Annotated in this window: 18 protein-coding genes; 10 read left to right on the forward strand and 8 right to left on the reverse strand. The window is 73.8% G+C overall.

The window, feature by feature from the left end:
- Positions 1 to 26: 26 nt before the first annotated feature.
- Entirely contained in the window at positions 27 to 707 is a 681-nt protein-coding gene (locus tag COUCH_RS25820) for a response regulator (protein ID WP_430640998.1), read from the forward strand.
- Complete coding sequence (locus COUCH_RS25825) at positions 704 to 2,509, forward strand: sensor histidine kinase (RefSeq protein WP_249607791.1); 1,806 nt, start codon at positions 704 to 706, stop codon at positions 2,507 to 2,509. The genes COUCH_RS25820 and COUCH_RS25825 overlap by 4 nt, the downstream gene beginning before the upstream one ends.
- Before the next feature lie 700 nt (positions 2,510 to 3,209).
- Here COUCH_RS25825 and COUCH_RS25830 read toward each other — a convergent pair.
- Entirely contained in the window at positions 3,210 to 3,431 is a 222-nt protein-coding gene (locus COUCH_RS25830) for a DivIVA domain-containing protein (protein ID WP_249607792.1), read from the reverse strand.
- A gap of 115 nt (positions 3,432 to 3,546) precedes the next feature.
- Here COUCH_RS25830 and COUCH_RS25835 point away from each other — a divergent pair, with 115 nt between their 5' ends.
- The 5 genes from COUCH_RS25835 to COUCH_RS25855 all read left to right on the forward strand — a co-directional run bounded on the left by COUCH_RS25835 (position 3,547) and on the right by COUCH_RS25855 (position 9,952).
- Positions 3,547 to 4,704, forward strand: coding sequence for a monooxygenase (locus COUCH_RS25835; RefSeq protein WP_249607793.1), 1,158 nt, complete (start codon positions 3,547 to 3,549; stop codon positions 4,702 to 4,704).
- Positions 4,705 to 4,763: 59 nt separating this feature from the next.
- Entirely contained in the window at positions 4,764 to 5,894 is a 1,131-nt protein-coding gene (locus COUCH_RS25840) for an alkane 1-monooxygenase (protein ID WP_249607794.1), read from the forward strand.
- 99 nt (positions 5,895 to 5,993) lie between these two features.
- Complete coding sequence (locus tag COUCH_RS25845; protein WP_249607795.1) at positions 5,994 to 6,584, forward strand: TetR/AcrR family transcriptional regulator; 591 nt, start codon at positions 5,994 to 5,996, stop codon at positions 6,582 to 6,584.
- Between the two features lie 81 nt (positions 6,585 to 6,665).
- On the forward strand, positions 6,666 to 8,144 hold the full coding sequence (locus COUCH_RS25850; RefSeq protein ID WP_249607796.1) for a cellulase family glycosylhydrolase: 1,479 nt from the start codon (positions 6,666 to 6,668) through the stop codon (positions 8,142 to 8,144).
- 215 nt (positions 8,145 to 8,359) lie between these two features.
- On the forward strand, positions 8,360 to 9,952 hold the full coding sequence (locus tag COUCH_RS25855; RefSeq protein ID WP_249607797.1) for a serine/threonine protein kinase: 1,593 nt from the start codon (positions 8,360 to 8,362) through the stop codon (positions 9,950 to 9,952).
- A gap of 45 nt (positions 9,953 to 9,997) precedes the next feature.
- Here the strand turns inward: COUCH_RS25855 and COUCH_RS25860 are convergent, their stop codons facing one another.
- Genes COUCH_RS25860 through COUCH_RS25870 form a run of 3 tightly spaced genes read right to left on the reverse strand, consistent with a single transcriptional unit; the run spans position 9,998 to position 11,839 of the window.
- On the reverse strand, positions 9,998 to 10,786 hold the full coding sequence (locus COUCH_RS25860) for an FkbM family methyltransferase (RefSeq protein ID WP_249607798.1): 789 nt from the start codon (positions 10,784 to 10,786) through the stop codon (positions 9,998 to 10,000).
- Positions 10,783 to 11,184, reverse strand: coding sequence for a VOC family protein (locus tag COUCH_RS25865; protein ID WP_249607799.1), 402 nt, complete (start codon positions 11,182 to 11,184; stop codon positions 10,783 to 10,785). Before COUCH_RS25865 ends, COUCH_RS25860 begins: the two co-directional genes overlap by 4 nt.
- 46 nt (positions 11,185 to 11,230) lie before the next feature.
- The gene (locus COUCH_RS25870) at positions 11,231 to 11,839 is read right to left on the reverse strand and encodes a TetR/AcrR family transcriptional regulator (RefSeq protein ID WP_249607800.1); all 609 of its coding nucleotides are present in this window, start codon (positions 11,837 to 11,839) and stop codon (positions 11,231 to 11,233) included.
- A 90-nt stretch (positions 11,840 to 11,929) separates the two neighbouring features.
- Here COUCH_RS25870 and COUCH_RS25875 point away from each other — a divergent pair, with 90 nt between their 5' ends.
- Entirely contained in the window at positions 11,930 to 13,234 is a 1,305-nt protein-coding gene (locus COUCH_RS25875) for a cytochrome P450 (protein ID WP_249607801.1), read from the forward strand.
- Between the two features lie 156 nt (positions 13,235 to 13,390).
- Positions 13,391 to 15,220 carry an arabinofuranosidase catalytic domain-containing protein gene (locus tag COUCH_RS25880; protein WP_249607802.1) on the forward strand — a complete coding sequence of 610 codons (1,830 nt, stop codon included), beginning with the start codon at positions 13,391 to 13,393 and terminating at the stop codon, positions 15,218 to 15,220.
- A 122-nt stretch (positions 15,221 to 15,342) separates the two neighbouring features.
- On the opposite strand, the gene COUCH_RS25885 is transcribed toward COUCH_RS25880, so the two are convergent.
- Complete coding sequence (locus tag COUCH_RS25885; protein ID WP_249607803.1) at positions 15,343 to 16,896, reverse strand: sensor histidine kinase; 1,554 nt, start codon at positions 16,894 to 16,896, stop codon at positions 15,343 to 15,345.
- Between the two features lie 131 nt (positions 16,897 to 17,027).
- Here COUCH_RS25885 and COUCH_RS25890 point away from each other — a divergent pair, with 131 nt between their 5' ends.
- Complete coding sequence (locus COUCH_RS25890; RefSeq protein WP_249607804.1) at positions 17,028 to 19,622, forward strand: cation-translocating P-type ATPase; 2,595 nt, start codon at positions 17,028 to 17,030, stop codon at positions 19,620 to 19,622.
- An 83-nt stretch (positions 19,623 to 19,705) separates the two neighbouring features.
- On the opposite strand, the gene COUCH_RS25895 is transcribed toward COUCH_RS25890, so the two are convergent.
- The 3 genes from COUCH_RS25895 to COUCH_RS25905 are packed head-to-tail and all read right to left on the reverse strand — an operon-like array spanning position 19,706 to position 21,956.
- Positions 19,706 to 20,158 carry a hypothetical protein gene (locus COUCH_RS25895; protein WP_249607805.1) on the reverse strand — a complete coding sequence of 151 codons (453 nt, stop codon included), beginning with the start codon at positions 20,156 to 20,158 and terminating at the stop codon, positions 19,706 to 19,708.
- 2 nt (positions 20,159 to 20,160) lie between these two features.
- Positions 20,161 to 21,000, reverse strand: a complete 840-nt coding sequence (locus COUCH_RS25900) for an ABC transporter permease (protein WP_249607806.1) — start codon at positions 20,998 to 21,000, stop codon at positions 20,161 to 20,163.
- Positions 20,997 to 21,956: an ABC transporter ATP-binding protein gene (locus COUCH_RS25905; RefSeq protein ID WP_249607807.1), complete on the reverse strand. Its 960-nt coding sequence runs from the start codon at positions 21,954 to 21,956 to the stop codon at positions 20,997 to 20,999. The genes COUCH_RS25900 and COUCH_RS25905 overlap by 4 nt, the downstream gene beginning before the upstream one ends.
- Positions 21,957 to 21,971: the final 15 nt, after the last annotated feature.

Below are 21,971 nucleotides of genomic sequence, written 5' to 3' on the forward strand. Positions count from 1 at the left end.
CTATAGTCGCCGTCGTGTGTGCCCATGTGCTCGTGGCCGAGGACGACAGACGGCAGGCCGAGGTGCTGCGGCGGTACCTGGAGGCCGAGGGTCACGCCGCCACCGTCGTGCACGACGGGCTGTCCGCCCTCGCCCAGGCCCGGCGGGAACCCCCCGACCTGCTCGTGCTGGACGTCATGATGCCCGGCCTCGACGGGCTCAACGTGTGCCGTACGCTGCGCCGCGAATCCGACGTGCTGGTGCTCATGCTCACCGCCCGCGCCACCGAGGACGACCTGCTGCTCGGCCTCGACCTCGGCGCCGACGACTACCTGACGAAGCCGTACAGCCCTCGGGAGCTGATGGCCCGCATCCGTACGCTGCTGCGCCGGGTCCGCAGCACGGCACCCGCCGCCGGGCCGCTCGTCACGGTCGGCCCGATCACCGTCGACCCGGCCCGGCACCGCGTCCTCGCCGGCGGCGAACCGATCGAGTGCACCCCGGGCGAGTTCGCCATCCTCGAGGCCATGGCCCGCCAGCCCGGCCGCGTCTTCACCCGCGCCCAGCTGCTCACCCGGACCCGCGGCCTCGACCGCAACTCCACCGAACGCACCATCGACGTGCACGTGATGAACCTGCGCCGCAAGATCGAGGCGGATCCGCGCCGGCCCCAGCTCCTCGTCACCGTGTACGGCGTCGGCTACAAACTCACCGGCGGCGCGGAGTGACCCGTGGCCGCGTACCCCTGCACCGCAGCCTGGTGGGCCGCCTGCTGGCCACCTCCCTGCTCATCGCGGTCGCCGCGATCGTGGCGACCGCCTGGCTCGCCACCCAGTCCACCACCCGCGCCATCCGCCAGGAACAGGGCCAGTCCCTCGCCGACGACAAGAGCGTGTACGACATGCTCGTCGGGTACGCCGCCACCCACCGCGACTGGTCCGACGTCGGCACGGTGATCGTGCCCCGCGCCGCGAAGCTGGGCCGGCGCATCACGCTCACCACCGAGGACCGCGACGTCATCGCCGACTCCCGCCCCGGACCCTCGCTGCGCACGGCCCGCCCCTCCGCCACCGTCGACCCGCTGCGCCTCGACCTCGGCCTCACCGGCGGCACCGACCGCATCGACCCGCGGGCGGTGGGCCCGTACCGGCTGCCCGGCGACGAGCGCGCCCTGGTGCGCCGGCTGCTCGACGCGCAGCTCAAGTGCATGGCCGACGGCCAGGTGGACGGCAAGATCGTCGACTCGCCCGGCGGCCGCCCGACGGTGGAGGCGGTCTCGCTCGACCCGAAGAACATCACCGCCTACTGCGGCGACCAGGTCGGCGACATCACCACGAAGACCGAGGACCGGGCGCTGAACGAGCTCGCCAAGCTGACCGCCCGATGCCTCGACGTGAACGCGAAGGACGTCTACATCTCCCGCCAGTTCCGCGTCTTCCCGCTGCGCGTCGGCGAGCGCAACCCCGCCGCGGACACCGCGCAGATCCGCTCGTGCCTGCAACAGGCCCGGGTACGGCAGCTGCGGCCGTACGTGGCCCCGCCGGCCCTGCTGTTTGTCACCGACCCCGGCGACGGCGCCGACACCCCGGTGTTCACCCTGTCGCGCGCCAACGCCATCCGCATCGCCTGGGTCACCGGCACGGTGCTGCTCGCCGCGGTCCTCGTCACGGTCCTCATGGGGCGCCGCCTCGTCCGCCCGCTGCGCGCCCTCACCGACGCCGCGGCGCAACCGGTCGACGACCGCGCCCCCATGCCGGTGGCCGGCGACGACGAGATCGGCTACCTCGCCCGCGCCCTCAACGACCTCGCGGAACGCCGCGAACACGCCGAGGCCCAGCGCCGCGCGATGGTCAGCGACGTGGCCCACGAGCTGCGTACCCCGCTGACGAACATCCGCAGCTGGCTCGAGGCCGCCCAGGACGGCCTCACCGCGCCCGGCCCGTCGCTGCTCGACCTGCTGCACGAGGAGGCGCTGCTGTTGCAGCACATCATCGACGACCTGAGCGACCTGGCCGCGGCCGACGCGGGCAATCTGCGCGTCCACCCGGAGGCCGTCTACGCAGGCGACCTCGTCACGCAGGTGGGCGATGCGCACCGCAGCGCCGCGGCCCGGGCCGAGGTCACACTGTCGGTGCAGGTCGAGGGAGACCCGGAGGTGCAGGCGGATCCCGTACGCCTGCGGCAGATGGTCGGCAACCTCGTCTCCAACGCCATCCGCTACACCCCACCCGGCGGCAGCGTGACGGTGACCGCGTCGGCCGGCCCGCAGGGCCTCACCGTCGCGGTCACGGACACCGGCGTCGGCATCGCGGCGGAGGACCTGCCGAGGATCTTCGACCGGTTCTGGCGGGCCGACGGCTCCCGCACCCGGGCCACGGGCGGCAGCGGGCTCGGGCTGCCGATCGCCCGGAAACTGGCGGAGGCACACGGCGGCACCATCACGGCGGCGAGCCGGCCCGGCCTGGGCACGACGATGACGGTGTGGCTCCCGGCCGCCCCGGTCCGCTCCCCCGCAGCGTCACCGGCCTGACCAACCGCGCGTCAGCGGAATTGCTCCGGTGTGGGAGCCCACACCTCGCCTACAGCATCCTAGGAACCTAGGTGCTAGGTAGTCCTAAGGCCTGCCAGGACGCTTCCCGCCGGTATGCGGCTCGCCGTCCCGTGGCCCGCCGGGCCTACCGGGGTGCGGCTTGCCCGAATGCGGCTTCCCGGCCCGCGACCCGCCGGGATGCGGCTTGCCCGAATGCGGCTTCCCGGCCCGCGACCCGCCGGGATGCGGCTTGCCCGAATGCGGCTTCCCGGACCGCGGCCTTTCGGAATGCGGCCGATCGGATTGCGGAGCACCGGAAGGCACCGGCGTGGCGGCCGGCACCGGAGCACCTGTGGAACCCACCACCGCAGGTGAACCGGACACCCCACCCGACGCGGCCACCGCCCCGGAAGCCGGCACGGTCGCGGGAGCCGCGGCCGCCGAGGACGGCGGGATGAACGAGACCGGCGAGGCGAACCGCTTTCCCCCACCCCCGGACCCGCCGTACGCGCACCCGGCCACAGCCAGCACCACCCCGGCCGCCGCGCACGTGGCAGCCACCCGCAGGGCAGGACGGCCGGTCGGGACGGTGCGTGACATGTCGGGTCTCCCGGAGCGAGTCGGCGGAGTCGATCTCCGCGCCGACGCTAGGGTGCCGGACGCGGGGATGAATCCCCCGTTCGTGCCACCGTGGGACACGTCACGGTCCGAGCCCGCCGAGGAGCTCCGTCAGGGCCCGGTCGACCTCCCGGGTGTCGTACCCGCGCAGCACCCGGTCGAACGCCTGCCCGGCCAGGTCCGCCCGCGCCGAGGCGCGCATCGTCTCGCTGCCCGAGGAGAGGGCCGCGTCCGCCCGCCCGATGGCCGCGTCCACCTGGGCGCGGTCGTACCCCCGGAGCACGACGGTGAATGTGTCAGCCACGCGCCGGGTCCAGGAATGATCGAAAGCGGCCTATCCGGGTCTTCCCGGATATTCTTCCCGGACCGCCGCTGCGAGGATGGACGGGTCTCACCGCCGGACCCACGGGAGAGCCGCCATGCGATCAGCCCGTACCGCCGCCGCCCTGACCGCCGTGCTGCTGCTGGCCGCGTGCGGGTCGAAGACCGAGTCGCCGCCCCCGGCCGCACCGGCCGCTGCCGCGAGCTCCCACGCCGGACACGACGCCGCGCCGGCCGCCGCCCCGCTTCGTGCCGGGGAACGGTTCGTCGACCTGGCGTTGCCGGAGGCGTACGAGCCGGCCGCGCCGCACGGCGGCACCGACGAGTACCGGTGCTTCCTCGTCGATCCGAAGCTGACCGAGCCGGCCTTCCTCACCGGCAGCCGGTTCCTGCCGCAGAACGCCGCCATCGTGCACCACGCGATCTTCTACCGGTTGAGCCCGGAGCAGGCCCGTTCGGCCGCCCGGGCCGACGCCGGGTCGCCCGGCGAGGGCTGGACCTGCTTCGGCGACACCGGCGTGCAGGGCGAGACCGCGTGGGTGGCGCACTGGGTGCCCGGGGCCGGTGAGACGCTGATGCCCTCCGGGTTCGGCTTCGAGATGCCGCCGGGCAGCAAGCTGGTGATGCAGGTGCACTACAACCTGCTGGGCGCCAAGGGCGGGGACACCGACCGGTCGGGCATCCGGTTGCGCCTCGCCGACGGCCGGACGCCGCTGACCGCGCTGCAGACGACGCTGGCGTTCGCGCCGATCGAGTTGCCCTGCGAGCCGGGCGCGAGCGGGCCGCTGTGCGACCGGGCGGCGGCCGTGGCGGATGTCGGCAAGCGGTTCGGCGCCGGCTCCGCGGAGATGGTGGCCGGCCTGCAGGCGATGTGCAATCCCGGCAAGGCGCCGGTGCCGGGCAACACCCAGCACTGCGACCAGCCGGCCCGGGAGTCCGGGACGATCTACATGGCCGCGGGGCACATGCATCTGCTGGGGCGGTCCATCAAGGTCGAGATCAATCCGGGTACGCCCAGGGCGCGCACGGTCGTCGACGTGCCGGCGTACGACTTCGACAACCAGGCGCTGGTGCCGCTGCCCGAACCGGTCACCGTGGAACGCGGCGACACCGTACGCGTCACCTGCACCCACGACGCGACCCTCCGCGAGCAACTCCCCCAGTTGAAGACCCTCCCCCCGCGGTACGTCGTCTGGGGCGAGGGCACGAGCGACGAGATGTGCCTGGGCGTCATGGTGATCGCCCCGAAGAAGTGATGTAGCTGCTCAGTCGCCTGTTGCTTGACATATGAAGCCGTGGTGTAAACCATGGCGGCATGGACATTGCCGAATCCGTGTGGCGGGACACCAAGCGGCCGCTGTGGCCGCTGGCCCTCGTGGTGCCCGTGCTGCCGTTCGCCGCCTGGGCCCTGGCCGCCGCGACCGGCTCGGGCTCGGCGTGGTGGCTGACCCCGGTCGTGATCCTGGGCGTCATCCCCGTCATCGACCTGCTCGTCGGTGACGACCGCGCCAACCCGCCCGAGGAGGCCGTCCCCGCGCTGCAGGCCTCGCCGTACTACCGGTGGATCACGTACCTCTTCCTGCCCGCGCAGTTCGCGGCGCTGGTGGTGTGCTGCGCGGAGTGGGTGCGCGGACCGGGCGTCGCCGGTGCCGTCGGGCTGGTGCTGACCGCCGGCCTGGTCAACGGCATCGCCATCAACACCGCGCACGAGCTGGGACACAAGCGGGAGAGCGCCGAACGGTGGCTGTCGAAGATCGCGCTCGCGCCGACCGGGTACGGGCACTTCTTCGTCGAGCACAACCGCGGGCACCACGTCCGGGTCGCCACCCCGGAGGATCCGGCCAGTTCCCGGCTCGGCGAGTCGTACTACCGCTTCTGGCCCCGGACGGTGCTGGGCAGCCTGCGCTCGGCGTGGCGGCTCGAGACCTCGCGGCACCAACTGCGCGGGCGCACCCCGTGGAGCCTCCGGAACGACATCCTGCACGCGTGGGCGATGACCGTGGCGCTGTTCGCCGTACTCGTGGTCGCGTTCGGACCCGGGGTGGCGCCCTTCCTGATCTTTCAGGCCGTTGTCGGCTTCTCCGTCCTGGAGGCGGTCAACTATCTCGAGCATTACGGGCTGCTCCGGCAACACAACGCCGCCGGGCGCTACGAGAAGGTGGACGCGCGGCACAGCTGGAACAGTGACCGGCTGACCACCAACGTCTTCCTCTTCCAGCTCCAGCGGCACAGCGACCACCACGCGAACCCGCTGCGCCGCTATCAGACGCTGCGCAGCTTCGACGTCTCCCCGCAACTGCCGGCCGGGTACGCGACGATGCTGCTCCTCGCGCTCGTGCCGCCGCTGTGGCGCCGCGTGATGGACCATCGCGTCCTGGCGCACTACGGCGGAGACGCCTCCCTGGCCAACGTGGCCCCCCGCCGGCCGCCGAGAGGCCCCGCATAGCCGTCCATGCCGCCACATGGAGGCCGCCCGGCGCGCATCAGCCGCCCCCCGCTGGTGCGCGCCGGCCCGCGGCGCCGGGCCGTCTACGCTGGGCGGGCCATGACCTCAGCTTCCTCGTACCGGGAGGCGACCCGCGCCCGGCTCCGCGAGTCCCTCGTCGCCGCCGCGCGCGCCCTGACCGTCGCGCAGGGCTGGGAGCACGTCCGGATGGCCGACGTGGCGAGTGCCGCGGGCGTGAGCCGGCAGACGGTCTACAACGAGTTCGAGGGCCGGCCGGGGCTGGCGGAGGCGCTGGCGACCGCGGAGATCCGGCATTTCGTCGCCGCGGTCCGTGAGGAACTGTTCGCCCACGGCGCCGACGTCCGTGCGGCCGCGCACGCCGCCATCCTGCACACGCTGCGGGAGGCCGAGACCAATCCCCTGGTCCGCGCCATCCTGACCAGCGCCCGCGGCGGCGCCGACGAGCTGTTCCCCTTCCTGACGACCCGCTCCGGGATCGTGCTCGAGGCCGCCGGCGCGGTGATCGAGGAGTGGGCAGCCGCGCATCTCCCCGACGCCGACCCCGCCGTCGTCCACCTGGCCGCGGAGTCGATCATCCGCCTCACGGTCAGCCACATCGTGCTGCCGCTCGGCGATCCGGCCGGTTCGGCGACCGCCCTGGCCGAGGTCTTCGTCCGCCTGCTCCGGTAGCACCCGGCCACCCTTGACAACGATGTCGACGAGGCCGACGCTTGGGAGCGCTCCCATCCACCCTCGTCGATTGGCCCACCCATGAGACCCCGTACGATCTGCCTGGCCGCAGCCGCCGTGCTGGCGACCGCCGCGACCTGGGCACTCACCCCACCGGCGGCGAACGCGGCCACCGCCGGCTGTTCCGTCAGCTACCGCGTCACCGGCTCCTGGCAGGGCGGCTTCCAGGGCGACATCGGCATCACCAACCTGGGCGATCCGCTGCCGGCGTGGAGCCTCGGCTTCACCTTCCCGACGAGCACGCAGAAGGTCACCCAGGCCTGGGGCGGCACGGCCACCCAGACCGGCGCCCAGGTGACGATCACCAACGCGGCCTGGAACGGCTCGCTCGGCACGAACGCCACCACCTCGATCGGCTTCATCGGCTCGTGGTCCGGCAGCAACCCCGCCCCGGCCTCGTTCACGGTCAACGGGGTGACCTGCACCGGCGGCACGACCACGCCGCCGACGACTCCCCCGCCGTCGACACCGCCACCGGTGGCCGGTCCGGCGCCCGCCCTCAAGGTCTCCGGCAACAAGCTGGTCACCCCGGACGGCACCGTGGTCAAGCTGTACGGCGTCAACCGCTCCGGCGGCGAGTTCGCCTGCATCCAGGGCAACGGCTTCTGGAACGGCCCGATGGACCAGAGCTCCATCGACGCGATGCGCGCCTGGAAGGTCCGTGCGGTACGCGTACCCCTCAACGAGGAGTGCTGGCTGGGCACGCCCGACGTGCCGGCGGCCTACGGCGGCGCCGCGTACCAGAACGAGGTCAAGGCGTACGTGAACCTGCTGGTGCGCAACGGCATCACGCCGATCGTGGAGATGCACTGGAACTACGGCCTCTACACCGGCACCTCCTCCGGCTGCAGCGACGTCAAGGCCACCTGCCAGAAGCCGATGCCCGACGCCCAGTACGCCCCGGCCTTCTGGACCGGCGTCGCGACCGCGTTCAAGGGCAACGACGCGGTGATCCTCGACCTGTTCAACGAGCCGTACCCGGAGCGGGCCACCGGCGACGCCACGAGCGGCTGGAAGTGCTGGCGCGACGGCGGCACCTGCCCCGGCATCGGTTACCAGGTGGCCGGCTTCCAGGGCCTGGTCGACACCGTACGGGCGACCGGCGCCACCAATGTCATCATGATCGGCGGCCTGGCGTACTCCAACGACCTGAGCCAGTGGCTGACGTACGCGCCGGCCGACCCGCTGCACAACCTGGCGGCGTTCGCGCACATCTACAACTTCAACAGCTGCGCGAACACGTCCTGCTGGGACAGCCAGCTCGCACCGGTCGCGGCGCGGGTGCCGCTGACGCTCACCGAGATCGGCGAGAACGACTGCGCCCACGGCTTCGTCGACACGCTGATGGACTGGGCCGACGCCCATGGCGTCGGGTACCTCGGCTGGACCTGGAACACCTGGGACTGCAGCACCGGGCCGTCGCTGATCAGCGACTACGACGGTACGGCCACCGCGTACGGGCAGGGGCTGAAGGCGCACCTGGCCCGGGTGTCCAGCTGAGCGGCCGGATCGGCGCGGCGGGAAAGGGCCGCGCCGATCCACTGAACCGGTATAGCCGCGAATTGTCCGATCCGTTCTGCCGTACTCACGAGTAGCGATTTCCGAATGGTTACGAGCACCTGAGTGACGCCTTTGGGGCAGTCGTTTGCCGGCTTTCCTGGGGTAGGGTCCGTCACGTTCATCGACGGTTCGACCATGCTGGGAAGAGGGGGCCGATGCGGCTCACGGGGGACCTCGCCGAGGTCGGCCCGTACCGGATCCTCGGCCGGCTCGGCGAGGGCGGCATGGGCACCGTCTACCTGGCCGCCGACCCGGGCGGCCGGGAGGTCGCCGTCAAGGTCGTCCGGCCGGACCTGGCGCTCGACGACCAGTTCCGGCGGCGGTTCCGCAGCGAGGTCAACCGGGCCCGGCAGGTGCCGCCGTTCTGCACGGCCGAAGTGCTGGACGCGGACCCGTACCACGACCCGCCGTACCTGGTGGTCGAGTACATCGACGGGCCCAGCCTCTACGAGGTGGTGCAGCGGCAGGGACCGCTCAACCGGACGACCCTGCACAGCGTGGCCGTCGGCATCGCGACCGCGCTCACCGCCATCCACGGTGCCGGGGTGGTGCACCGCGACCTGAAGCCGGGCAACGTGCTGTTCGGCCTCGGCGGCATCAAGGTCATCGACTTCGGCATCGCCCGCGCGCTCGAGCCGACCAGCATGCACACGCGCACGAATCAGATGGTCGGCACGGTGTCCTACATGGCCCCGGAGCGCTTCGAGCACGAGTCGGTGTCGCAGGTCGGCACGCCCGCCGACGTGTTCGCGTGGGGCGCCGTGGTGGCGTACGCGGGCACCGGCCGGAGGCCCTTCGGCGCCGAGTCGCCCGCGGCCACCGCCGTGCGCATCATGACCCACCCGCCGGAGCTGTCCGGGCTGGACGAGCCGATGCGCGGCCTGGTGGAGCGGGCCCTGGCCAAGAACCCGGCGGACCGGCCGGGCACCCGCGAGCTGCTCGACGAGCTGCTGGCCACCGCGCCCCAGCCGCAGACGCCGTCCGGCAGACCCGCACCGGCCGGCAGCGCTCCCCCGGCGTCGATGCGCGGCACGCCGTTCCTGCGCGAGGTGGTCGAGGCGGCGGCGAGCCGGCGGCCCGTCGCGGCGGCGCCCGCCCAGCGGCCCATCCCGATGACGCCACCACCGGCCGGCCGCCGCCCGGGACCGCGCTGGGTGGGCGCCCTGCGACGGTTCGAGGTGGCCGCGGCGGCCGCCGTCGTGCTCGCCGTCACGACCGCCGTCGTGGTGACCCTGCGGGCCACCGGCCGGCCGTCCGGGGCCGCGCCGGACCAGGCAGCGGACCGGGCGGCCACCGTGGCCCCGGCCGCCCGGCCATCGGCCGCTGCCGCTTCGACCCTCGCCGACCCCGGCGATGCCACTCCCCCGGCGCTGACCGGGCACCGCCGGGTCGCGCTGCGGCCGGTGGGCACGGACCTCGACCTCGGCGTGGCGGCCGGCGGGCGCGTGGTCCCGGCCGGGTCGGCGGAGCCCACGGAGTTCGTCCTGTCCCCCGCGGCGGGCGCGTACCGGATCCGGACGGTCTCCGGGCGCTGCCTGAACGCCGGCACGGCGGTGACCCTCGGGCCGTGCACCGGCGACGCCGCCCTGTTCATCGTCGACCCGGTGCGCGAGGACACGATCCTGCTCTCGCACGCCGGCTCGGGCGTGGCGCGGTGGAGCGAGGACCGCGGCGCGATCGTGCTCGAGCGGCCGGGCGGCGGCACCGAGCCGACCGCGTTCACGATGCTCGACCGCGGTCCCGCCTGACGCCCACCCGGCGGCGCGGCAGGTCGCCGGGCGGGCGGGGCAGCATCAGCGTTCCTCCCGCGCGCGGCAGTACACGTCGCCGGAGTTCGCCTCGTGCGGCAGAGCACGCAGGCGTTCGGCGAGCTCGCCGGCGGGGACCCAGTCCGGGACGAGGAAACGCCGCTCGTCGCCCAGCGACAGGGTGAAGCCGTCGAAGCCCAGCTCCGCCGCCCGGTGCAGGCACCGGGCGGCGAGGTCGCGTTCGATCGTGGTGAACTCGAACGACAGCACCGGGATCGACCGGCTCAGCCCGGCGAGCACCCGGTCCTCGAAGCCCTCGACGTCGACCTTGGCGAAGGCCGGGACGCCGTACCGCTCGATGAGCAGGTCCATCGTGGTGGAGGCGACCTCGATCCGGCCGTCCCAGCGCTGGCCCTGCCAGCCGTCGGCGCCCGTGGCGGCCTCGATGAAGTGCGGCGAGGCCGTGGAGACGGTCGGGTTGTCGCTGTTGACGTGCAGCTCCAGGGTGCCGGGCTCGGCGCCGCACGCGGCGTGCACCAGCGACACCTCCTGCTCGTCGCCGTACAGCGCCTCCAGGACCCGCATGCAGGCGGGCTGCGGCTCCAGGGCGACCACCCGCGCGCCGAGCCGGCGGAAGCAGGCGATGTGGTCGCCCACGTGTGCGCCGACGTCGAACACGAGGTCGCCCGGCCGCACGAAGCGCCCGTAGAACGCGTCCATGCTCGCCTCGCGGCGGGTGTCGCCGTAGTAGAAGTCCAGCGACCGGCGCAACCCGGAGAGCTCCGGGTCGGCCTTCAGCCGCGCCAGCACGGCGCCGCGGTCGGGCGCGCTCATGAGCCCACGAAGATGCAGAAGGGGTGGCCGGCCGGATCGGCGTACACGTACAGCTGCTCGTCGGGGTCGTCGCGGCGGTCGAGCAGGAGCGTGGCGCCGAGGGCCAGCGCCCGTTCGTGCTGCGCGTCCAGCTCGCCGACGTCGGGCACCGTGGTGTCGAGGTGCAGCTGCTGCGGCACCCGCGGGTCCGGCCAGGTCGTCGCGGCGAGCTCGTCGACCTGCTGGAACGCGAGTTGCCGGGCGCCGTCGGCGCCGCGCAGCACGAGCCAGTCCTGGCCGCGGTCCTCCTCGTCGCCGGGCCGGTACGTCAGCCCGAACATCTGCCGGTAGAACTCCGCCAGCCCGCGCACGTCCGGGGTGTCCAGCACGGTCTGCAGGATCTTCGGGTAGGTCGCCATGCCCCGAGCAAACCATGGATCATCGGCGTGCACCGCCCCGGGCCGGTCAGGACGCCGCGCGCGGCCCGAGCAGCAGGCGCGTCGCCTCGACGGCCGGGCCGACGATGGTCCGCACGTCGCGGCCGTCCTCGACCGTGGCGGCGATCAGCTCGCGCAGGCCGCCGAGCAGGATGACGGCGGTCTGCTCCGACGGCGGCCGCACGCCCGCGGCCCGCAGCCGGGGCGTGTCGGTCAGCCGCTGGATGAGCACGACGAACGCGGCCATCGTCTCCCGCTGGAACTGCCGGGCGCGGCCCTGCCCGAGCGCCGGCACGTCGCGGATCCAGCTGAGCGTGATGGGCGGGTCGGCCTGCACGGCGGCGATCCAGCCCTCGATGGCCTGGCGCACCTGCAGCTCCCACGCCGCGCCCGGGTCGACGCTCGCCGAGATGCGGGCGATCGTGCGCTCGTTGGTCTCGTACAGCAGGGCGACCAGGCACTCCTGGCGGTCGGTGAAGTGCGCGTAGAACGTACGCCGCGACGTGCGCGCCGCGCGCACGATGTCCGCCACCGTGGTGTCCGGGTAGCCGCGCTGGCGGATGCAGGCCGCCATCCCGTCGAGGAGGCGGCGGCGGAAGCCGGTGTCCGCGCCGGCCGGCACGTCGGTGGTCGTCACGGCCACCAAGCTAGCGCCTGCACCCTTGTGCGGTGGCGGTACGCGGCCGTACCGTGGCCTGGTACGTCGGCGTACCAGCGGAGGTGAGCGATGACCGCGACCACCCTCGAGGCGGTCCTGCCCGACGGCCCCACCGGCCCGCGCCTGGTGCAGGCGGTCCGGTTCGCGGCCGGGCGGCGCCGCACGATGCGCCGGCTGCGCGAGCGGTACGGCTCCGCGTTCACCGTCGACTCGCTGAACCTGGGGCGGATGGTGATGCTCGCGGACCCCGCCGAGGTCCGGGAGCTCTTCCAGACCGGGCCCGAGCTCGCCGACACCCCCGACGCCAACCTCGGCTCGGTGCTCGGGCCCGGCTCACTGTTCGCGATCCGCGGCGAGGAGCACCGGCAGCAGCGCCGGCTGCTCACCCCGCCGTTCCACGGGCGCCGGCTGCGGGCGTACGAATCGATGATCGAGGAGGAGACGCGGCGGGAGACGGCGTCCTGGCCGCAGGGCCGGCCGTTCCCGGTCATGCCCTCCACCATGCGCATCACGCTGAACGTGATCCTGCGCGCGGTGTTCGGCGCCGAGGGCGCCGACCGCGACGACCTGCGCGAGCTGCTGCCCGCCATGGTGAAGCTCGGCTCGGTGCTGGCGGTGCTGCCGGCGGCGCGCGTCGAGCTGGGCGGGCACGGGCCGGGCGCGCGGTTCCGGCGCCACCGGCAGCGGTACGACGCGGCCGTCGACCGGCTCGTCGACCGGGCCGCCGCCGATCCTCACCTCGCCGGCCGCGACGACGTGCTGGCCATGCTGCTGCAGTCCCGCTACGACGACGGCTCGGCGATGAGCCGCAGCCAGATCGCCGACCAGCTGCTGACGCTGCTCGCGGCGGGTCACGAGACGACCGCCACCACGCTCGCCTGGGCCGTCGAGCGGCTGCGCCGGCACCCGGAGCTGCTGCGCCGCCTGGTCGCCGAGGGCGACGCCGGCGGCAGCGCGTTGCGCGAGGCCACCCTCATCGAAGTGCAGCGGGTACGGCCGGTCGTCGAGATGACCTCCCGGCAGGTACGCGCGGACAGCCTGCGCATCGGCCGCTGGACGCTGCCCCGCGGCACCGTGGTCACGGCCTGCATCGCGCTGCTGCACGACGACGAGACGCTGTTCCCGCACCCGGAGGTGTTCGACCCCGACCGGTTCGTGGGGGCGCGGACCGACGCGGGCTGGATCCCGTTCGGCGGTGGCGTACGGCGCTGCATCGGCGCGGCGTTCGCGACTCTGGAGATGAACGTCGTGCTGCGCACCCTGCTGCGCGACGTCACGCTCGTGCCGACGGCGGAGCGCTCGGAGCGCTCGCACAACCGGGGCATCGCCGTGGCGCCGGCCAGGGGCGGCGTCGCGGTGGTGCACCGCCGCTGACCGTTCATCCGAACATTAGCGAACATCGATACCCGGACATTGACGCAAACGATCAGGCGGCGTAACTTCCGGTTGAAAGTCGACTTGCGTCAATGTCTGCCGTCCGGCCACCGCGCAGACGCCCGCTCCGCTTTCCCCTGCTAGGAGCACATCCCCATGCGCAGAGACCGATCACTCCTGCTCACCCTGGCCGCGACCCTGGCGCTCGTCGCCGGCATGCTGGCCGGCTTCCCCGGCGCCGCCTCGGCCGCCACCTCCCAGCCCTGCGACATCTACGGTTCGGCCGGCACCCCGTGCGTCGCCGCGCACAGCACCACGCGCGCGCTCTTCGGCGCGTACGCCGGCCCGCTCTACCAACTGACCCGCGCCTCCGACCGGGCCACCCACGACGTGGGCCTGCTGGCGGCCGGCGGCTACGCGAACGCGGCCGACCACGACGCGTTCTGCAACGGCACGACCTGCAGCATCACCAAGATCTACGACCAGACCTCCCGGCACAACGACCTGACCGTCTCCCCCGCCGGCACCGCCGGGCCGGCGGACTACCCGGCCGACGCGAGCGAGATCGCGGTCACCGCGGGCGGCCACAAGGTGTACGGCATCTGGATCTCGCCCCAGCACGGCTACCGGCGCACCGCGGCCTCCGGCGTCGCCGTCAACGGGCAGCCCGAGGGCATGTACATGGTGGCCAGCGGCACCCACGTCGGCTCCGACTGCTGCTTCGACTACGGCAACGCCGAGATTCAGGTCGCGGACACCGGCAACGGCCACATGGACGCCGTCAGCATCGCCACCACCTGCTACTTCCCGCCCTGCACCGGCTCGGGCCCGTGGGTGGAGGCGGACCTGGAGAACGGCATGTTCCAGGGCGCGAACGGCTCCAACACCGCGAACCTCGGCAACAACAGCGCGTACGTGACGGCGCTGCTGAAGAACAACGGGCAGACGACGTACGCGCTCAAGGGCGGCAACTCGCAGTCCGGCGGCCTGACCACGTGGTGGAACGGCGCACTGCCCAACCGCGGCGGCTACATCCCGATGCACCAGGAGGGCTCGATCATCCTGGGCACCGGCGGCGACAACAGCAACCGCAACATGGGCACGTTCTTCGAGGGCGTGATGACGTCCGGCTACCCGACCGACGCCGCCGACAACGCGGTGCAGGCGAACATCGTCGCGGCCGGCTACTCCGGACAGACGAACGTCCCGAACGGCCCGCAGGGCACGATCACCGGCCCGGGCGGCAAGTGCGTCGACGTCGCCGCCGACGACACCGGCGTCAACCTGGCCGCCGTGCAGCTGTGGGACTGCCAGGGCTACGCCGAGGACCAGCACTGGTCGCACTTCCCCGACAACACCCTGCGGACGCTCGGCCGCTGCCTCGACGTCAACGGCAACGGCACCGCCAACAACACCCAGGTCGAGCTGTACGACTGCAACGGCGTCGGCGGGCAGAAGTGGGTGCAGCAGGCCGACGGTTCGCTGCGCAACCCGCAGTCCGGCCGCTGCCTCGACTCCCCCAACGGCGCGTCGGGCAACGGCACCCGCCTGCAGATCTACGCCTGCAACGGCAGCGCCGCGCAGAAGTTCGCGGTCAACAGCGGCGGCGTCACGACCGCCCCGGGCGGCAAGTGCGTCGACGTGGCGGCCGACGACACCGGCGGCAACCTCGCCGCGGTGCAGCTGTGGGACTGCCAGAGCTACGCCGTCGACCAGCACTGGTTCCACAATGCGAACGGCTCGCTGCGGACGCTCGGCCGCTGCCTCGACGTCAACGGCAACGGGACCGCCAACAACACCCCGGTCGAGCTGTACGACTGCAACGGCGTCGGCGGGCAGGTGTGGCAGCAACAGGCCGACGGTTCCCTGCGCAACCCGCAGTCCGGCCGCTGCCTGGACGCACCCAACGGCGCGACGGCCAACGGCACCCGCCTGCAGATCTACGACTGCAACGGCAGCGCGGCGCAGAAGTTCGCGCTGAGCTGAGCCGCTGACCGCACCGCCCGGGGCTCACCGACGCGCCCCGGGCGGTGCCGCACCCGCTCTCCGCACCGGCGCGGCAGCAACGCCGGTGGCCGGGCGACCCGTCCGGCCACGCCGCCGGTACGTCAGGCCGCCGGGAGCGTGAAGGTCAGGCACGCGCCGGGGCTGTGCGCCGCGTCCAGCCGGATCGTGCCGCCGTGGTGCTCGACGATCTTCTTGCAGATGGCCAGGCCGATGCCGGTGCCGGCGTACGCCTCCCGGGGGTGCAGCCGCTGGAAGATCACGAAGATCTTGTCGGCGAACTCGGGCGCGATGCCGATGCCGTTGTCCTTGACCGAGAACGTCCACCAGCCCTGCGCCTGCGCCGCCTCGATCTCGACCTTCGGGGCGCGTTCGGGGTGGCGGAACTTCATCGCGTTGCCGAGCAGGTTCTGCCACAGCAGGGAGAGCAGCGTCGGGTCGCCCACCACGGTGGGCAGCGGCGGGCGGGTGATCTCAGCCCCGGACTCCGCGATGCTCAGCGCGAGGGTCTGCTGCACGCCGTCGAGCACCTCGTCGAGGTCCACGGGGCGGCTGGCGTCGTACAGGCGGCCGATGCGGGAGAAGGCGAGCAGGTCGTTGATGAGCTGCTGCATGCGCGTGGCGCCGTCGACCGCGAAGGTGATGTACTGCTGCGCCCGGTCGTCGAGGGCGCCGGCGTACCGGCGCTGCAGCATCTGGCAGAACGACGCGACCTTGCGCAGCGGCTCCTGCAGGTCGTGCGAGGCGACGTACGCGAACTGCTCGAGGTCGGTGTTCAGCCGGTGCAGCTCGACCTGCCGCTGTTCCAGCTCCTCCCGGGCCCGCTGGCTGGCGTCCAGCCCGTCGACGAGCCGGCGGCGCATCGCCTCGACGTCCCCGGCGAGGCGGGCCAGGTCCGCCGGGCCGCCCGGGGCCAGCCGGTGGTGGAAGTCCCCGCCGGCGACCTGGCGCACGGCCGTGCCGAGCTGGGTCAGCGGCCGCAGCACCACCACCCGCAGCAGCACGGCGACGACCCCGATGAGCAGCAGCAGCGCCAGGACCAGCCCGATGAAGACGCCGTCGCGGACCCGCCGGGTCGTCGCGAGGTCCTGCCGGGCGGCGTCCTGCAGGCCGGACAGCCGGCTCTCCAGGCCGGCGACCCCGGTGCTCACGCCCTCGAAGGCCGCCAGGTTGCGAGCCACCGGACCGGCCGGATCCGCGGCCGCCCCGGCACGCCGGACCTCGACGAGCGGGTCGGCGACGGTGGTGCGCCACTGCCGCGCCTGCTCCTCGACCGCGCCGACCTGCGCCACGGCGTCCGGTTCGGCGCCGAGCAGCTCCCGCAGCCGGGCGAGCAGCCGCCGCTCCTGTGCCTGGCTGTCCGCGTACGAATCCAGGAAGGCCTGGTCCCCGCTGAGCAGGAAGCCGCGCACGTCGGCGGCCTGGTCGGCCAGCGCGGCGCCGAGCTGCACCGTGGCCTTGCCGGCCGGGGCGATCCGGTCGCTGAGCCGGTTCGACACGGCGGCCGTCCGGGACAGCGCGGCGGCGCCGATCACCGCTCCGGCGACGATCAGGACGACCATGGCGAGCAGGACCGTCGCGAACCAGCGCTGCGTCGTCCACGACGCCCGCCCGCGCCGCCGGCCGGGCCCGTCCTGAACCGGGTCAGTGTCGATCACGCCAGCACGGTACGCGACGGTACCCGCGGGGTGGCGGACGGAGAGCCCGCGCGCGCGGGACCTAAGCCCCTGGGACGGCACGGGGAACGGCCGCAGACTCGACGGAGGAACGCTGACGCGAGGAGGCGGCCGTGCCCGGAGACCTGCGGACCACCCCGACCGGTGTCCTCGGGCTGTCCTCGGCCGAGGCGGCGGAGCGCCTCGCGGTGGACGGCCCCAACTCGCTGCCCACCCAAGCGCGGGTGCCGGTGTGGCGGCGGGTGCTCTCCCAGCTGCGCGACCCGCTCATCATCGTGCTGCTGGTCGCGATCGCGCTGACCGTCGCCACCGGCGACTGGACCGACGCGGCGGTCATCGCCCTGGTCATCGTCGTCAACACCGGCGTCGGGGTGGTGCAGGAGGTCAAGGCCGACCAGGCCATCACCGCCCTGGCCACGATGACCGCCCCCGAGGCGCGGGTGCTGCGCGACGGGGAGCAGCGGCTCGTCCCCGCCGCCGCGGTCGTCGCCGGTGACCTGCTCGTGCTGGCCGAGGGTGACATCGTGCCCGCCGACGCCACGGTCGTCGAGGCCGCGGCCCTGCTCGTCGACGAGTCCGCGCTCACCGGCGAGTCCGTACCGGTCGACAAGGCCGCCGTGGGCGACGGCCCGGACCGGGCCGGGCACCCGGCTCAGCGGATCTCCTCCGGCACGGTGGTCGTCCGCGGACGTGCCCGGGCCGTGGTCACCGCCACCGGCACCGCCAGCGCGATGGGCCGCATCGCCGGGCTGATGGCCACCGGCGCGGGCCTGACCCCGCTGCAACGCCGCCTGGTCGGCGTCGGCCGGGCGCTCGCCATCGCCGCCGTCGTGCTCTGCTCGGTGGTGCTGGTGCTCGGGCTGGCCCGCGGCGAGTCGCTCGAGCTGATGGTGGTCACCGCGATCAGCCTGGTGGTGGCGGCCGTACCGGAGTCGCTGCCGGCTGTGGTCACGCTGGCCCTGGCCCTGGGCGCCCGCCGGATGGCCGCCCGGCACGCGCTGATCCGCCGCCTGCCGGCGGTCGAGACGCTCGGTTCGGTCACCGTCATCGCCACCGACAAGACCGGCACCCTCACCGAGGGCCGCATGGTCGCGCGCCGGCTGTGGACGCCGGCCGGCGATGCCGGGATCGACGGTCAGGGGTACGCCCCGTACGGCACCGTGCGGCGCGACGGGCAGCAGGTCACCGTGGGCGCCGCAGCCGACCTGGACGAGCTGCTCACCGCCGCCGCCCTCTGCAGCGACGCCACTCTGCGCGCCCCCGGCGAGCCCGGCGACGACTGGACCGCGCTGGGCGACCCCACCGAGGCGGCGCTGCTGGCCGCGGCGGGGCGGCTCGGCCTCGACGTCGCCGCCCTCACCAGCGACCTGCCCCGCATCGGTGAGCTGCCGTTCGACAGCGACCGCAAACGCATGACCACCGCCCACCGGCTGCCCGGCGGCGGCACCCGGATCATCTGCAAGGGCGCGCCGGAGGTGCTGGTGCACCCGGCCTTCCTCGGCGAGCCGGACGACCTGATCGGCCGGGCGGCCGCGGCGGCGGACACGCTGGCCGCCGAAGGCCACCGGGTGCTGGCCGTCACCCGGGCCGACCACGACAGCGTCCCCGGCCGGGGCGAATGGGAGCGCGGCCTGCGGCTGCTCGGCCTCATCGGCATCCGCGACCCCGCCCGGCCCTCGGCCGCCGCGACCATCGCCGCGTGCCGGGACGCCGGCATCACCCCGGTGCTGATCACCGGCGACCATCCCGCCACCGCCCGGGCCGTGGCGGCCGAGGTCGGCATCATCGCGTCCGGCGATGACGTCGTGGACTGCCGCGAGCCCTCGGACGCCGACCGGATGCGGCACGCGCGCGTGTTCGCCCGGGCGACCCCCGAGCAGAAGGTCGACATCGTCACCGCCCGCCGCGACGCCGGCGACATCGTGGCGATGACCGGCGACGGCGTCAACGACGGCCCCGCGCTGCGCCGCGCCGACATCGGCGTCGCCATGGGGCTGCGCGGCACCGAGGTCGCCCGGCAGGCCGCCGACCTGGTCCTGGCCGACGACGAGCTGGCCACCGTCGTGGCCGCCGCCGAGGAGGGCCGGCGCGTGTACGCCAACATCCGCCGCTTCCTGCTCTACGGCCTGTCCGGCGGCGCCGCCGAGATCGCCGTCATGCTGGCCGGCCCCTTCCTCGGGCTGCCGCTGGTCCTGCTGCCCGCCCAGATCCTGTGGGTCAACCTGCTCACCCACGGCCTGCCCGGCGTGGCCCTGGGCAGCGAACCGGCCCCGCCCGACGTGATGGGCCGCCCGCCGCGCCCGCCCGCCGAGTCGGTGCTCGGCGCGGGCCTGTGGCAGCGGATCCTGCGCGTCGGCGTGGTCATCGCCGCGGTCACGCTCGGCATCGCGGTCTGGGCACACGCCACCGACCGGCCGTGGCAGAGCATGGCCTTCTTCGCGCTCGGCGCCACCCAGCTCGCCGTCGCGCTCGGCTCCCGGGCCCGCCCGGGTTCGCGTGCCAACCCGATGCTGCTGGTCGCGGTCGTGGCGGCGCTCGGGCTGCAGTTCGCGGCGCTGTACGTACCGTTGCTCGCCGGCCTGCTCGGCACGGAACCGGTGGCGCTCACGGACCTGCTGATCATCTGCGCCCTGTCCAGCCTCGGCTACGCCGCGATCCGCCTCGACCGCGTCGTCCATCCCGGCAAGCCACGCCCGTCCAGACCATGACGCCGGCACACCCCCGTCGACGGCTCGCCGGCCGGGTCACCGCTGCGCGCGAGGGCTTCGCGTCCGCACGGGGGCCGGGCACGTCAACCGCCCGTGGCGATGACCCCGTCGAACGCGAAGACGGGGTTGGGCACGTCGTGGCCGTGCGTATCGGTGATCGTCGCCAAGCCGATGATCTTGGATGGGCCACCGGCCACGTAGGACGCGTCGGTCCGGACGGTGACCTCGAACTTGCCGTCCTGGTGCGCGCCGTGGCCGTCGGTCCAGCCCATCATGCAGATCCAGTCGGGCCCGGCCCCCACGTCGGCGATCGTCGGGCCGCCCCGGTCGCAGGCCGCGACCGCGCCGACCGTCGCGGTGGTGATGCCCGGGACGCCGAGGATGGCGGCCTGCTGGACGTACAGGTTGGCGAAGGTCGGGGCCAGGGCCCTTTCGAGCCCGGCTCTGGTGATGTCCGGCCGGCCGGCGGCGATGGTGCCCGCGAAGACGGCGGCGGACAGCGCCACGGCGAGGGTACGGGTGACGATCGAACGCACGGTCAGCCTCCGGTGATGTCGCGGCGGCGCAGGGACAGGTACGCCCCGGCGAGGCAGAGCACGGTCCAGCCGGCGCTGACGGCCAGCCCGGTGGTCAGCGGGCCGGTGAACGGGCGCGCGGCGAACAGGCCGTGCCACGCCTCGAACGGGGTGGTCAGCAACAGCTTGCGGGTCAGGTCGAGGCCGCTGACGCTGCCGAGCAGTTGCATCGCGAAGCCGAGTACGACCGGGGCGGCGATGCCCAGCGCGGGATTGCGGGTCCGCACGGACAGCAGCAGCGCCAGCGCGGTGAACCCCAGGATCGGCGGGATCGCGGTGGCCCACGCGGCGAGGATCAGCCGCAAAGCGGTGGCGGAGGCGATGCTCTGACCGCCGAGCCCGGTCAGCGGCTGGGTGCCGACGATCAGCAGGCCGGCACCGGTGGTGCTGCCGGCGAACACGGTCAGCACCAGCAGGTTGTAGCCGGCCGCGGTCAGGGCCTTGGCCCAGAACACCTGGGTCCGGCTCACCGAGCGGGTCAGCAGCGTCTTCCAGGTGCCGTGCTGGTCCTCGCCCGCGAAGATGTCGCCGGCGACCACGGCGGCCAGCAGCGGCAGCACCCATTGGGCCGCGAAGGCGAGCATGAGCAGCGGCACGGCGTACCCGCTGTCGTGGATGTGCCGGCCGTAGATGGTGTCCGACGGCGGCTGCTGCTGGCCGTCGAGGACCAGCACGACCACGACCGGGACGATCAGGGCGGCGGCGAGCAGGGCCCGGCTGCGGACCTGCGCGGCGAGCTTGACGACCTCCCAGCCCAGGGCCGCGCCCAGCCCGGGCGGTCGCGTGCCGGCAGTGCGGGTCATCGGCCGGCTCCCGTCGCCGCCGGCTCACGTCCGGCTCCGGCTCCGGCTTCCGGTTCGGTGAGCATGAAGAACAGCGCCTCGAGCGGCGTCTCCCGCCGGGTCAGCCCGCGCAGCGAGATGCCGGCGCCGACCAGCGCGGCCACCAGCGCGTCGATCCGCGACTGCGGGCCGCCGACGGCGAGACCGCCGTCGGCGGGCCGGGTGACCTCCAGGCCACCGGTCATGGCCAGCATGGCGGCCCGGTCGTCGTCGCCGGTGTGCAGCTCGTGGGCCTGTTCGGGGGCGCGGGCCCGCAGGGCGGCGATGGAGCCGTGGTGGACGACGGAGCCCGTACGCATGATCGTGACGTCGTTGCAGATCTCCTCCACCTCCGCCATGTCGTGGCTGGACAGCAGCACCGTGAGACCGCTCGCGGCGAGCCGTTTGATCAGCGCGCGCATGTCCCGGATGCCGGCCGGGTCCAGCCCGTTGGCGGGCTCGTCGAGCACCAGCAGCCGGGGATCGCGCAGGAGGGCGGCGGCGACGCCGAGCCGCTGGCGCATGCCGAAGGAGTAGCCGCCCACCCTGTCGTGCCGGCGCTCGCGCAGGTCGACCGTCTCCAGCACCTCGTCGACGCGCGTACGGGCGGCGCCGCCGTCGAGCCCGGCGAGCAACTGAAGGTTCCGGCGTCCGGTGAGGCCGGGGTAGAACCGGGGGCTCTCGATGAACCCCGCGACACCGTCGAGGGCCCGGATCCCGTCGCGCTGCCAGGTACGGCCGAACAGCCGCACCGTACCGGCGTCCGGCCGGATCAGCCCGAACAGCATCCGCAGGAACGTGGTCTTGCCGGCGCCGTTGGGGCCCAGCACCCCGTACACCTCGCCCTGGCCGACCCGCAGGCTGAGCCGGTCGACCGCGGTGAGCGTGCCGAAGGTTTTCGTCAGGTCGGCCGCGTCGACCGCCGGGAGGTCACTCATGCCGGCCGACGCTAG

Origin of the sequence: Couchioplanes caeruleus, from assembly GCF_023499255.1 — a bacterium.
In the GTDB taxonomy this organism is placed as follows: domain Bacteria; phylum Actinomycetota; class Actinomycetes; order Mycobacteriales; family Micromonosporaceae; genus Actinoplanes; species Actinoplanes caeruleus_A.